The following is a 13583-nucleotide window of genomic DNA, read 5'->3' as shown; positions in this document are numbered from 1 at the left end:
CTTTCACCAAACGGTGGCGCTTCAGCCCGCCACTGAAAAGCACTCGAACACTGAACGGGATTGGCGATGAGCACTTCGACAGGATACGGCGGCCGGTTTGCCTTGGTGAGCCAGCGTCTGCCGAAACATGAAATCGCCGGGCTGGCGGGAACCAGCTTCAAGCACCAGCACCTGCCGGCAATCCTCGCCGATGACGTCCCGGGCGGCTTCTTCGAGGTTCATGCGGAAAACTACATGGGCGCCGGCGGTCCGCCGCATGCAGCACTTACCCGCATCCGCGAGGACTTTCCGGTCTCACTGCATGGCGTCTGCATGTCGATTGGCGGGCCACAACCGCTGGACAAGACGCATCTCGCCCGATTCAAGGATCTGGTCGACCGCTATGAACCGGCCCTTGTCTCCGAGCATCTCGCCTGGTCGACCCACGAAACCACCTTCTACAACGACCTCTTGCCGCTGCCCTACACCGAGGCGACCGCCGCTCGCGTCGCCGATCATATCGACGAGGTCCAGGAGATGATCGGCCGCCGGCTGCTGCTCGAAAATCCCTCGACCTATGTCACCTTCCGGGAATCGACGATGAGCGAAACGGCGTTCATTCGCGAACTGGTAAAACGCACCGGCTGCGGACTGCTGCTCGACGTCAACAACGTCTTCGTCTCGGCCACCAACCAGGGCTATTCCGCGCTCGACTATCTCGGCGACTTTCCGCTGGAGCATGTGGGCGAGATCCATCTTGCCGGGCACGCGGAACAGCAGGACGACGAGGGCGAGCTGCTGCTGATCGACAGCCACGACGGGCCGGTCGCCTATGCCGTCTGGAAACTCTACGAAATGGTCATCGCCCGGACCGACCCCATCCCGACGCTGATCGAATGGGACAGCGCCATTCCCGACTGGGCAGTGCTGAAGCGCGAGGCCACGGCCGCACAACGGATCCTCGACCGCCATGCGCAGGTGGGGTCACGGGAGAAGTTCCGTGCAAGCGTCTAGCAGAATACCCACCGCGCCCGTTGGCGCCGCCGGCAGTTATGTCGCCCGCTTCGTGCCGCCGCTTCTCGATCCGGAACAGCAGACGCCGGCGCTGGTCTCTGGCCCGAACGGCAAGGCGGCGGTCAAACGCTTCAACGTCTACCGCAACAACGTCACCGTCAGCCTGATCGAGGCGCTGGCGGCGACCTTCCCGGCGACTGAGCGCATCACCGGGGAAACCTTCTTTCGTGCCATGGCCCGCTTTCACGTGCGGGAAACGCCCCCGACTTCGCCGCTTCTTTTCGAATACGGCCGGGACTTTCCCGACTTCATCGCGCGCTACGAGTATGCGCAATCCATGCCCTGGCTCGCCGATGTGGCGCGGATCGAACGTGCCTGGCTCGACGTCTATCACGCGGCGGATGCGCCGGCCCTGACGCCCGATGCACTCGCCGCCGTCCCGCCGAACCGGCTCGGCGACGCCGTCTTCATGGCACACCCGGCGGTCCGCATCGTCCGTTCCGATTTTCCTGCTGTGACAATCTTTGCCGTCAACCGGGCGATCGGCCCGGTCAGCCGCATCGAGACCTCGGCATCGGAAAGCGCGCTGATCACCCGCCCGGAACTGGAGGTGGCTGTCCGCAACCTCACACCCGGAGCGGACATTCTGCTCGACCGGCTGCTGTCAGGTGTTCCCCTGGCCACGGCGGCAGAGGAGGCGACAAGCCGATATCCCTCACTCGACCTCGCCACCGCCATCGCAACGGCGCTCGAGGCCGGCGCCTTTTTGGCCATTCATTACGGGGAGAAACCATGATGTCTGCATCCAGCTCCCGAAATAGCGTCAATGCCACCGACCTGTCGCAATGGGCCCGCCGCGCGAACCGGGCGGTCGGCGCGCTCGCTCCTCTCTGGCTCGCTCAACTCGTGCTACGCTTTGGGCTGGCGGTGCCGTTCTTCCGGTCCGGCATGAGCAAGTGGGACGGTTTCCTGCAGTTGAACGACGTCGCCGTCCTGCTTTTCAGCTCGGAGTTCCAGCTGCATCTTCCCGGTGGTCCCTACCCGTACCCGGCGCCAGCCGCCATGGCCTTTGCTGCGGGCTCGGCCGAGATCCTTCTGCCGATCCTGCTGGTCTTCGGCCTCGCAACGCGCTTTGTCGCGTTCGGGCTGCTGGTCATGACAGCAATCGTACAACTGACCGTTCCGGACGGCTGGCCCATCCACATCACCTGGGCGGCAATGGCACTCGGCCTCATGGCTTCCGGTCCCGGCAAGCTGTCGCTCGATCATCTGCTGTGCACCTGGCGCGGCGGCCCCAACAAGGGCTGAGCCCATTCCGGCGCCCGCATTACCTGCGTGCGCCACCCCTGATCCCCACTCTCCCATCGGCAGCTCCAACAGCAGCGTGCGAAAATCATCGCTCGCCGCTGTCGCGGTTTTTGAGATGTGCGGACGCAAAATCCAATATGGACATTTTAGTCCACGGGTGATTTAAGGGCGGTTCCTGAAGAAAGGAAAGGCCGTGAATCCCGAACTCCGCCCGCATATGCTGGTCTGCGACGCGATCGCCTTGCTGTTCCAGCCCTATGCCGAAGTCGTGCTGCACGATCTCGCAACCGAAACCGTGATCCACATCGCCGGTAATTTTTCCAAGCGGGAAATCGGCGAACCCTCGCTGCTCAGCGAAATCGGTTTCAAGGAAGCGGACGGGGTCATCGGTCCCTACGAGAAGGTCAATTGGGACGGCCGCTCGATCAAAGCGATCAGCGCTGTGCTGCGAGGTACAGACGGCAAGGCGATCGGCGTGCTCTGCATCAACGCCGATGTCTCGGACTTTCACGCCGCACTCAGGACCCTCAACGCGCTTGTCCGCGTGCCCGCAAGCAGCGACAAGCCGGAGAGCCTGTTCAAGGAAGACTGGCACGAGCGCGTCAACGAGTATGTCCAGCAATGGACGACGGTGCGCGGGCTGACGATTTCGTCCATGAGCCGGACCGACAAGCAGGCGCTGGTGATCGCTCTTTCCTCCGATGGAGCCTTCGGCGGCAAGAACGCCGCCTCCTACATCTCCCGTATCCTCGGCATGGGCCGGGCGACCGTTTACAAATATCTGAGCGAGGGCAGCGAGTCATGATCGTCATCGACCGCGAAAAACTCGCGAGCCTGCCCTTGCTGACACTCGCGGCCCCGGCCATCCGCGACGCCTATATTGCTGTGACAGATGGGCGCGCCAACCTGCCGCCGGTCGGCTACCTGCCGCTCATCGGCCGCAATGCCGATTGCCATATCAAGTACGGCTACATCGAAGGCGATCCGATCTTCGTCGTGAAGATCGCCTCCGGTTTCTATGACAACCCGACCAGGGGGCTGCCATCCAGCAACGGCATGATGGTTGCAATCTCCGCCGAGACCGGCGACGTGGTCGCGGTGCTCGACGACAAGGGCTTGCTGACCGATCTGCGCACCGGCATCGGCGGTGCCATCGCAACGACGGCTCTGTGGCGCAGCGACACCCGCTCGGTCGGGATCGTCGGCACCGGTACGCAGGCGCGCATCCAGATCCGCGCGCTCGCCGCGCTCTCGGATCGAAAACTTCATTTCACGGTCTGGGGACGGTCGCCGGAAAAGGTAACCGCTGTGCTTGCCGATCTTGCAGACCTTGAGCTTGCCATCGAGGCGACAACCGACTTGGAAACGCTGTGCCGCCAATCCGATGCGACCGTGACGACGACACCCTCGAAAGAGCCGCTGATCCGGTCGGACTGGATCGCTCCCGGCACGCACATCACCGCCATGGGTGCGGATGCGCCGGGCAAGCAGGAGCTCGACATCGCGCTCGTTGCCCGCGCCGATCGGCTTTTCGTCGATCTCTCCGAGCAATGCCTAGATCACGGCGAATTCTCCGCCGCTGCGCGGGCAGGATCGATCGGCGAAGGGCGCTGCGTTGCGCTCGGAGCGGTTCTTTCCGGTGCGACCAAGGGTCGGCGCTCGGACGGAGACATCACCATCGCCGACCTGACGGGGATCGCGACACAGGATATCGCCATCACCCGTACCGTGCTCGCTGCGCTCGGTCTGCTTGGGCGTATGGAAGGAACAACACCGTGAACACCAATATCTTCGAAACAGCAGCTCTCTCCGTCCAGGCGCGCCAGCGCATCCGTCCGTTCATCTATGAGACGCCGCTGATCCCCTCGCGCGCAGTCGGACGGCAAACATCCTCGACTGTGCTGTTCAAGGCGGAGAACCTGCAGCTGACTGGTTCCTTCAAGATTAGGGGTGCCACCAGCAAGATGACGTCGATGCCGAGAGATCAGCGGGTCATCACCGCCTCCGCCGGCAACCACGGTATCGGTGCTGCCCATGCGGCAAGCGCGATCGGTCAGAAGCTGACCGTCGTCTTGCCCGAGATCGTCAAGGCGGCGAAGCTCGAACGCATCCGCTCCTATGGCGTCGACGTCATTCTCCACGGCGGCGAAACAGGGCTCGCCGAACAGGAAGCCCAGCGGCTGGCCGCATCGGACAAGCGTGTCTACGTCTCGCCTTACAACGATCATGAGATCATCGCCGGACAGGGAACCATTGGGCTCGAACTGCTGGAACAGGCCGAACGCATCGACAATGTCTTCGTCGCCATGGGCGGCGGCGGGCTGATCAGCGGCATCGGCTCGGTGCTGAAGAGTTTCAGCCCGCACACTCGCGTCATCGGCGTTTCCGCCGCCAATTCCGCAGCACTTGCCGCTTCGATGAACGCGGGTCGCGTCGTCGAGACGGAACATCTCGATACACTCGCCGAGGCGGTCGCCGGTGGCCTGGATGAAGACAGTGTCACGCTCGCGCTGGCTATGGCCGTCATCGACGCGGTGGTTACGTGCACGGAGGCGGAAATCGAAGCGTCGATGCGCGAGCTGCTTCTTGACGAGCATATGCTGGTCGAAGGGGCTGCAGCCCTCGCGCTCGCCGGCTTCCGCCAGGTCGCCGAAAAATACGCCGGCCAGACCAATGTCGTGCTGCTCTGCGGCGGCAATGTCGATGGCGCGAGCATGCTTCCTACATTGCTTCGCTAGGCGACGACCAGCGTCAAAGGCTGACCCGCTCGACGTAATAGCGCGGGATCTTCACCCGATCCCGATCGCGATAGAAGTCGATGCAGAAATCGACGAAGGCCTTGAAGCGTTTCGACACGTGCCGGCGGCGCGAATAGATGAGGTTGATCGCCGTCTGCGGCGAGCGCCAGTCGCGAAGCACCGGTTCCAGCAGGCCGGCCTGCCGCTCGGTCTCGACGAAGAAGTCAGGCAGGTAGGCGATGCCCTCGCCTGCCACCGCGAAATACTTGATCGTCCAGTAGTCGTTGGTGGTGCAGGTCGCAGCCGGCAGCAGGTCCACCTCGTCCTCGCCGGCTTGCGTCAGGTACCAGGATTGCAGCCGCGTCGGCTGGCGGAAGACGAGGCCGCGATGGCCGGCAAGTTCGTCCGGATTTTCCGGCTGTCCGTGGCGGGCGATGTATTGCGGACTGGCGAAGAGACCATAGGACGAGACCGAAAGCCGCCGGCTGATGTAATCCACATCCGACGGCTCGCCCCAGTGGAAGATGCCGTCGAGCGCCTGCTCGGTGACGTCGGAAAAGGGCTGGCGCGAGGTGAGGAAGACGACGTCGAGATTGACCTGCGGATACTGCTGGCGAAAGGCGTAGAGCAGTTCCGACGTGATCGTCGTGCCGAATTCGCCTGTCGAGCCGACCCTCAGCGTGCCTGCCACCTCCTGGCGCATCTCGGCCATTGCGGTTGCCGCATCCTCACAATTCGACTGGATGAGCCGTGCATAGCGCAGGAATTCGGCGCCCGCATCGGTCACATGAAGCTGGTGCCCCTCGCGCACGAAGAGCTCGATGCCGAACTCGTCCTCCAACTGACGGATCTTGTGGCTGAGCGTCGACTTAGGCAGCCGATGCCGCCTGGAAGCCGCTGAAATCGAACGGGAATCCGCAACCTTTACGAAGCAGTCGATAAGCGAGAGATCCATATTTCGTCCAAAATCTTGGATGATATGTCCAGAAATTAGCCTATTTCGGCCCATTGTGCAAACGGATGGGAATTGGGAATATTCACTGGAGCTAAGGGAGAAGAGGTTCCAGTGAGCGATATCAGAGAATTCATTCGCGCCGCATCAGGCACCGGCGGCAAGGCAACGCTGGCGATCCGGGGCGGTCGCCTCGTCAATGTCGTCTCGGAGGAAATCTATCAGGCCGACGTCGCCATTTATGGCGAACGCATCATCGCCGTCGGCGACATCTCCGACTATATCGGCCCTGAGACCAAGATCGTCGACGCCACGGGCAAATATCTCGCGCCGGGCATGATCGACGGGCATCTGCATGTCGAATGCTCGAAGATGTCTCTGACGAGCTTTGCCAAGGCCGTCGTTCCGCTCGGCACGACCTCGATCGTCACCGGCCTCGACCAGATCATCGTCGTCGGCGGGCCGGCGGCAGCACGCGAGTTCCTCGATGAAGCCAAGCAGACGCCGCTGAAAGTCTTCTGGGGCGCCCCCTGCAAGACGCCCTACACCATGCCGCGCTCGACCGTCGGCCACTACTTCAGCCCGGCCGACCACCAGGCGACACACCACTGGCCGGAATGCGTCGGCATCTGGGAGACGGTGCGCGAATTCATCCAGGAGGAAGACGCCGACGTGCTGGCGGCGCTTGAACTCGCCGAGAAGAGCCGACTGCCGGTGCTTGGCTGCTGCCCGATGACGCGCGGCGCACGGCTTAACGGCTACCAGCAATCGGGCGTTCGCGCCGACCACGAGAGCTACACGCCGGAAGAGATGCTCGAAAAGCTGCGCGCCGGCATGCATGTCGTGGTGCGTGAATCCTCGATCTCGCATTTCCTTGCGGACAACCTGCGCATCGTGACGGAAATGGGCGTGAAGGCGCTCCGCCGCATCAGCTTCTGCACCGACGACGTGGTCGCGAGCGACATCCTGAAGCGCGGCCATCTCGACAACATGGTCCGCATGGCGATCGCCATGGGCATTTCGCCGATGGCGGCGATCCAGATGGCGACGATCAACGGCGCCGATGCGCTGAGGATCGACGACAAGGTCGGCTCGATCTCGCCCGGCCGCGCCGCCGACATCCTGCTCGTCAACGACCTGCGCGATTTCAACATCGAGACGGTCGTCGCCAAGGGCGAAGTGGTCGCCCGTGACGGCAAGATGGCGATCGAACTGACGCCGCCGGAGCGAAGCGTGGCACTGCTCAACTCCGTCAAGGTTGCGGCGCTTGAGCCCGGCGACCTGAAGGTTGCCTATGACGGCACCGGCGACACGGCCGAGGCGATGGCGATCGCCGTCACGCCGGAAAAGATCTTTGTGCGCACCCGCCACGACGTGACGCTTGCGGTCAAGGACGGTCAGGTCTTCGCCGATCCGGCAAGGGACGTGCAATACGTCACCGTCGTCGAGCGTTACGGCAAGACGCGCAATCGCCCGGTCGCCTTCACCTCCGGCTTCGGCCTCAAGGAAGGGGCGATCGCCAGCTCTACCGCGCCTGACGACAACAATATCATCTGCATCGGCGCCGACCTCGAAGACATGCGCGTCGCCATCAACCACCTGATCGCCAACAATGGCGGCCAGGTCGTGGTCCGCAACGGCAAGGTCGGAGCCTTCCTGCACCTGCCGATCGGCGGCATCGTCTCCGACATCGAACCGGCCGAGATGGCGGCGCTGGAAGACCAACTCGACGATGCGGCCCGAGCCCTCGGCTGCCCGCTGCCCTGGCCTTTCATGTACATGTTCGTGCTGCAGATCACGGCGATCCCGGAATATGCAATCACCGACCTCGGCGTCGTCGATTGCGTGGGCTTGAAGGTGATCTCGCCGTTTTCGCCCGCTCGAGGAGACGAGCGCGCCGAAGCCGCGGAATAATGCCTGAAGAGGGGGCCGGTCATGCCGGCCCCCTCAGTCGTTTCAAAAAAAGGGGAACAAAATGAACATACAGAACAAAACCGTGGAGGCGGCACCTAGCCCGGGGGGATCCTGGCTTCACGCGCTTCTTGACCGCTACTTTCAGATCTCGCGGTTCGGCTCCACCGTCCGTACCGAAATCCTCGCGGGACTCACGACCTTTCTCGCCGCCTCCTACGTCATCGTCGTCAATCCTTCGATCCTGGCGCATGCCGGCATTCCGTTTTCGGCAGGGGTGACGGCGACTGTGCTCGTCAGCTTCATCGGCAGCTGCGCCATGGGGCTTTATGCGCGCAGCCCCATTCTGGTGGCGCCAGGCATGGGCATCAACGCGCTCTTTGCCTACACAATGGTCGTCGGCGCCAAGGTTCCGCTCGAGGTCGCGCTCGGCTGCGTCTTCTGGGCCGGCGTGCTCTTCACCGTCATGGCGTTCTTCAACCTGCGCCAGACGATCATCGAGGCGATCCCGGTTGATCTCCGCTACGGCATCGCCTGCGGCATCGGACTTTTCATCGCGCTGATCGGCCTGGAAAACGCCAAGTTCATCGTCGCCAACCCGGATACCATCGTCGGGCTGACCCAGTTCAACCCGGTGACGCTCACCTTCATCGCCGGCTTCGTGCTGACGGTGGCGCTGGTGGTGCGGCGCGTTCCCGGCGCGATGATGGCCGGCATGATCCTCACCACCATTCTTGCGATCCCGATCGGCCGCTGGTGGGGTGACGGCAGCGCTTTCTGGCCGGAGACGCCCGACGTGCACACGCTGGTCAACTGGAGCGGTTTCTCCGCCGCACCGGATTTCAGCTTCGTTGGCCAGATCGATCTCCTGGGCGCGCTCAACCTGATCTACCTGCCCTTCATCTTCGTCTTCCTGTTCACCAACTTCATCGAGGCGCTTTCCACATTCCTTGGCCTCGCGGAAGCGGCCGACCTCAAGGATGAGACCGGCATGCCGCGCAACATCCGCGAATCCATGCATGTCGATGCGATCGCCGCACTGATCTCGGCCCCGCTCGGCACCAGCCCCGCGACCGTCTATCTCGAATCCGGCGCCGGCATCCAGCAAGGAGGCCGGACCGGTCTGGTGGCACTTATCGCCGGCCTGCTCTTCCTGCCCTTCCTGTTCCTGTCGCCGTTGCTCTCGCTGGTGCCGGCGGTGGCCACTGCGCCGGTGCTGATCCTCACCGGTCTCTTCATGTCCGAGCCGATCAGCAACATCCGCTGGAACGCGCTCGATGAGGCGATCCCGGCGTTCCTCGCGATCGTGTTGATCCCGCTCACCTTCTCGATCACGCTCGGCCTGTCGCTTGCGATCATCGCCTATGTGCTGATCAAGCTGGTCTGCGGCCGGGCCGGCGATGTAATACCGGTCATGTGGTTCGTCGCGCTGCTTGCCGCAGCCCTCGTCGCCCAGACTCAATAGACCACCAGCAAATCCTTCGGCGCCCTCCTTTTTATGGAAGGGCGCCGACATCGCCCATCCGAAGGAAACAAACATGCTTCAACCCTGGTCGAGAACCGCACCCGAACTGGTCGACGTTGCCATGGGCCGCAAGCCGGCCGATCTCGTGATCCGCAATGGAAAATGGGTCAACGTCTATTCCGGCGAGATCATTCCCGGCACCGATATCGCCGTCAAAGCTGGCCGCTTCGCCTATGTCGGCCCGGACGCCGGCCACACGATCGGCGCCGACACCAAGGTCGTCGATGCGAACGGCCGCTACCTGGTGCCCGGCCTTTGCGACGCCCACATGCATGTCGAAAGCGGTCTCGTCACCGTCACCGAATTTGCCCGCGCGGTGATCCCGCACGGAACCACCACCATGTTCATCGACCCGCACGAGATTGCCAACGTGCTCGGCCTCGATGGCGTCCGGCTGATGAACGAGGAAGCGCAGAGCCTGCCGGTCAACGTGCTCGTCCAGGTGCCGAGCTGCGTGCCGAGCGCGCCGGGCCTTGAGACCGCCGGCGCCGAGCTTTCCGCTCAAGATGTCGCCGAGGCGCTCGCCTGGCCGAACGTCATCGGCCTTGGCGAAATGATGAACTTCCCCGGTGTCGCCGGCAACGATCCGAAGATGATGGCCGAGATCGCCGCGACCCAGGATGCGCGGCTGACCGTCGGTGGGCACTATGCCTCGCCGCATCTCGGCCGCGAATTCCACGCTTATGCCGCCGGCGGCCCGGCCGACGACCACGAGGGGACCACCGTAGAGGACGCGATCGCCCGCGTTCGCCAGGGCATGCGCGCCATGCTGCGCCTTGGCTCCGCCTGGTACGATGTTGCCGCACAGATCAAGGCCGTCACCGAATCCGGCCTCGATCCGCGCAATTTCCTGCTCTGCACCGACGACAGCCATTCCGGCACGCTGGTTCATGACGGACACATGAACCGCGTGGTGCGCCATGCGATCGCACAGGGGCTGAAACCGATTACCGCCATCCAGATGGCGACGCTCAACACCGCCCAGCATTTCGGCCTGGAGCGCGAGCTCGGATCGATAGCGCCCGGCCGGCGGGCGGACCTGATCGTCACCTCGGATCTCGCGGCGCTGCCGATCGAGATGGTGTTTGCCCGCGGCGAACTCATGGCCGAAGGCGGGACGCTGGTGCGCGACATCCCGGCCTATGTCTATCCGGAAAGCGCCCGCAACACCGTCCATCTTGGCCGGATGCTGACCGCCGCGGATTTCGACATTCCGTCCAATGCACGCGCTACAAGGGCGCGGGTGAACGTGATCGGCGTCGTCGAAAACCAGGCGCCGACGCGCGCGCTCGAGGCCGAGGTCGCAATCGAAAACGGCTTCGTGCAGATGGATAGGGCCAACGATATCTGCCAGATCGCCCTCGTCGAACGCCACCGCGGCACCGGCGACGTCGTCAACGCCTTCGTCTCCGGCTTCGGCTACGGCAGCGATTGCGCGATCGCCAGCACGGTCGCGCATGATAGCCACCACATGATCGTCGTCGGCACGAACAAGGCGGACATGGCCAAGGCCGCCAACCGACTGCATGAGGTCGGCGGCGGCATCGTCGTCATCAAGCAAGGCCGCGAGCTGGCTCTGGTCGAACTTCCCGTTGCCGGCCTGATGTCGGATCAGCGGGCGGAGATCGTTGCCGAGAAGGCCGCGGCCATCGTCGAGGCGATGCGCGCCTGCGGCTGCCGGTTGAACAACGCCTACATGCAGCACTCGCTGCTGGCCCTCGTCGTCATTCCGGAACTCAGGATTTCGGACAAGGGCTTGATCGACGTCCGGACCTTCCAGAAGATCGACGTGATCTTGAGCACGCACTGAGCCTAATAGCGATTGGCCGCCGGCAACCCGGTGGCCAACTCGCCCGTGGTTCTTAATTCCGGTTGATCGCGGGATGGGTGAAGCCACATAATCCCCTGAAAACTTCCTTTATGGTTAACCGATACTTAAACGGAGCCCGACGGCCCCGTTGCCCGGGCGTATCTGCCGTTTGCTTAACCGCGACCGGCCGCAGTAGACACCCGAAACCCCTGTTGATATGGCGTCCCACAATGGAACATGCGTGCAGGCGGAACCGAAACGCCCACAGCTGTTCCGCCCCAAATTGCATGCAATGATGGCAAATGATACAAGATGAAGCTTATATACAACCGTGTGGGGCAAAGGATATCGAGCAGCGCTCGCCATGCTCCGAAGCGAGGTTTCCACAGGTAAGATCGCAAGCAGCCTATTGGCATTGACCCGGGCGGGCGACGCGGTAGCTTTGCAGAAGGACGAGCCGAACCGGAGCGCCGTTGGAGCGGGCTTTTACATTCTTCCGGCGCGTTCGAAATAGAGAGGGAAAGGCAAGCATGCCGGACACTGACGCAACCTTGTCTGCTTCAGCTTCAGTGCAAGATCCCGTTGCGGCCCATCTGGACGAAGTCCTCTCGTTCTATGACGAAGCCTTTCATCTGACCGGCGCCTCGCCGGCGCTGCAGGAAACTTACGAAGTCGGCACGCTCGTCGATGCCACCTTGTGGCATCTCTATCCCGAGTTGCTTGCGCCGGTGTCGAAGGCCGCGGTTGAATCCGTCATCGCTCACGGCGTGCCGCGCAGCGTCGAAGTCGTCGACGCCACCACCAAATCACGGCGCACGCTGCTCGTCTTCCGCGCCATGCGTGGCATCGGCGTGCTCGAAACGAGCGGCCGCTCGACCCGCCGCGAGGTGGGCAGCCATGGCGAAAGCGAGCGCGCGCTGCTTCTGCACCAGGCGACCCACGACGTGCTGACCGGCCTGCCCAACCGGCGGCAGTTCAGCGACGATCTGCAAAGCATCCTGCCGACGCCGGGCGAGAAGCTGGCGCTGATGCAGATCGACCTCGACGATTTCAAGCCGGTCAACGACACGCTCGGCCACGGCGCCGGCGACGCGGTCTTGAAAATGGCCGCCGAGCGCATCCGCGGCACCCTTCGCGACGGCGAAGTCGCCTATCGCCTCGCCGGCGACGAGTTCGCCGTCATCCAGCGCCACAGCGACCAGCCGGCAGACGCCGAGTATCTCGCCGAAACCCTGATCCAGGCGTTCAGCGAACCTTTCACGATCGACGGCATCTCCGTCTTCGTCGGCGCCAGCATCGGCATTGCCATTGCGCCGAATGATGGAAACGACATCGAGCAACTGATGAAGGCGGCGGACATTGCGCTTTATGCCGCCAAGAAGGACGGACGGGGCCGGGCAAAGACCTTCAGCCGCTCCATGCTGATCGTGCTCGAACAGCGCGAGATGCTGCGCCGCAGTCTGCGCACCGCGCTGCAGGACAAGCAGTTTTCGATCGAGTACCAGCCGCTCGTCGAGCCGCCATTTTCGATCGTCGGCTTCGAGGCGCTTGTGCGCTGGCACCATCCGCTGGTCGGCACGATCCCGCCCAACGTCTTCATCCCGATGGCGGAAGCCGACGGCCTGATGAACGAGATCGGCCAATGGGTGCTGGAGGAGGCCTGCCGGCAGGCTGCCACCTGGCCGTCGCACTTCACCGTCGCCGTCAACCTGTCGCCGGCGGAGTTCCTGCGCGAGGGCCTGACAGACCGGATCGCCCAGGCGATCGACATGGCAGGTTTGAGGGCCGACCGGCTTGAGCTCGAGGTCACAGAATCGGTGCTGCTTGAACGCACGACCAACAACCTCGACACGCTGAACACGCTCAACGTGCTCGGTATCCAGATCTCCCTCGACGATTTCGGCACCTTCTATTCGTCGCTCAGCTACCTCAAGAACTTCCCCTTCGATACGATCAAGATCGACCGCTACTTCATCAAGGATCTGGAGAGCGACGAAAAGAGCCAGACGATCGTCCGGTCGATCATCGGCCTTGCCCACGGTCTTGGTATGCGCGTGACCGCCGAAGGCGTGGAAACGGTTGGACAGGCGGTCTGGCTGCGGAAAGAGGGATGCGACCGGCTGCAGGGTTACTTCCTGGGCATGCCGATGCCGGCGGACGCCATTGGCGCCTATCTTCGCCGCTCGTCGGCAATGGCAACGCTCTAGGCGCATCCGTGCGTTGCGCGGCGGGACGCGCGGCGCATCACCTGGGTTGTTTACGTGCAAAATCCGGGGGTTGCGTGGTTAGAAATCATTATAGAAAGTGCCGTATGGCCGTGGCAGAGTTCGGGGTGCGGAGGACATT

General features: G+C 63.2%; 11 protein-coding genes. 10 read left to right on the top strand and 1 reads right to left on the bottom strand.

Features of this window, described 5'->3' with window-relative positions:
* Positions 1–66: 66 nt before the first annotated feature.
* The 6 genes from bufB to AC3WWH_RS30585 all read left to right on the top strand — a co-directional run bounded on the left by bufB (position 67) and on the right by AC3WWH_RS30585 (position 5039).
* Positions 67–993 (top strand): MNIO family bufferin maturase, encoded by a 927-nt coding sequence (gene bufB, locus AC3WWH_RS30610; RefSeq protein ID WP_058323153.1) that lies wholly within the window; start codon positions 67–69, stop codon positions 991–993.
* A complete protein-coding gene (locus tag AC3WWH_RS30605) occupies positions 980–1789 on the top strand; it encodes an HvfC/BufC N-terminal domain-containing protein (protein ID WP_373419901.1) in 810 nt (269 codons plus the stop codon). The genes bufB and AC3WWH_RS30605 overlap by 14 nt, the downstream gene beginning before the upstream one ends.
* The gene (locus AC3WWH_RS30600) at positions 1789–2301 is read left to right on the top strand and encodes a DoxX family protein (RefSeq protein ID WP_058323154.1); all 513 of its coding nucleotides are present in this window, start codon (positions 1789–1791) and stop codon (positions 2299–2301) included. The genes AC3WWH_RS30605 and AC3WWH_RS30600 overlap by 1 nt, the downstream gene beginning before the upstream one ends.
* A 193-nt stretch (positions 2302–2494) precedes the next feature.
* Positions 2495–3106 carry a helix-turn-helix transcriptional regulator gene (locus AC3WWH_RS30595; RefSeq protein ID WP_245299187.1) on the top strand — a complete coding sequence of 204 codons (612 nt, stop codon included), beginning with the start codon at positions 2495–2497 and terminating at the stop codon, positions 3104–3106.
* Positions 3103–4080: a Rossmann-fold NAD(P)-binding domain-containing protein gene (locus AC3WWH_RS30590; RefSeq protein ID WP_058323156.1), complete on the top strand. Its 978-nt coding sequence runs from the start codon at positions 3103–3105 to the stop codon at positions 4078–4080. Before AC3WWH_RS30595 ends, AC3WWH_RS30590 begins: the two co-directional genes overlap by 4 nt.
* On the top strand, positions 4077–5039 hold the full coding sequence (locus AC3WWH_RS30585; protein WP_492377439.1) for a pyridoxal-phosphate dependent enzyme: 963 nt from the start codon (positions 4077–4079) through the stop codon (positions 5037–5039). Before AC3WWH_RS30590 ends, AC3WWH_RS30585 begins: the two co-directional genes overlap by 4 nt.
* 13 nt (positions 5040–5052) lie before the next feature.
* On the opposite strand, the gene AC3WWH_RS30580 is transcribed toward AC3WWH_RS30585, so the two are convergent.
* The gene (locus tag AC3WWH_RS30580; protein WP_058323157.1) at positions 5053–5994 is read right to left on the bottom strand and encodes a LysR family transcriptional regulator; all 942 of its coding nucleotides are present in this window, start codon (positions 5992–5994) and stop codon (positions 5053–5055) included.
* A gap of 111 nt (positions 5995–6105) precedes the next feature.
* Here AC3WWH_RS30580 and AC3WWH_RS30575 point away from each other — a divergent pair, with 111 nt between their 5' ends.
* The 4 genes from AC3WWH_RS30575 to AC3WWH_RS30560 all read left to right on the top strand — a co-directional run bounded on the left by AC3WWH_RS30575 (position 6106) and on the right by AC3WWH_RS30560 (position 13444).
* Entirely contained in the window at positions 6106–7905 is a 1800-nt protein-coding gene (locus tag AC3WWH_RS30575) for an adenine deaminase (protein WP_058323158.1), read from the top strand.
* 61 nt (positions 7906–7966) lie between these two features.
* Positions 7967–9367, top strand: a complete 1401-nt coding sequence (locus tag AC3WWH_RS30570; RefSeq protein WP_492377438.1) for an NCS2 family permease — start codon at positions 7967–7969, stop codon at positions 9365–9367.
* A 73-nt stretch (positions 9368–9440) separates the two neighbouring features.
* Positions 9441–11237: an adenine deaminase gene (gene ade / locus AC3WWH_RS30565; protein WP_492377437.1), complete on the top strand. Its 1797-nt coding sequence runs from the start codon at positions 9441–9443 to the stop codon at positions 11235–11237.
* 530 nt (positions 11238–11767) lie between these two features.
* Positions 11768–13444, top strand: coding sequence for a putative bifunctional diguanylate cyclase/phosphodiesterase (locus AC3WWH_RS30560; RefSeq protein WP_057255457.1), 1677 nt, complete (start codon positions 11768–11770; stop codon positions 13442–13444).
* Positions 13445–13583 lie beyond the last annotated feature (139 nt).

It is taken from the genome of Ensifer sp. EB106-03-01-XG145, assembly GCF_058792075.1.
This window is presented reverse-complemented; position numbering and strand designations above follow the sequence as displayed.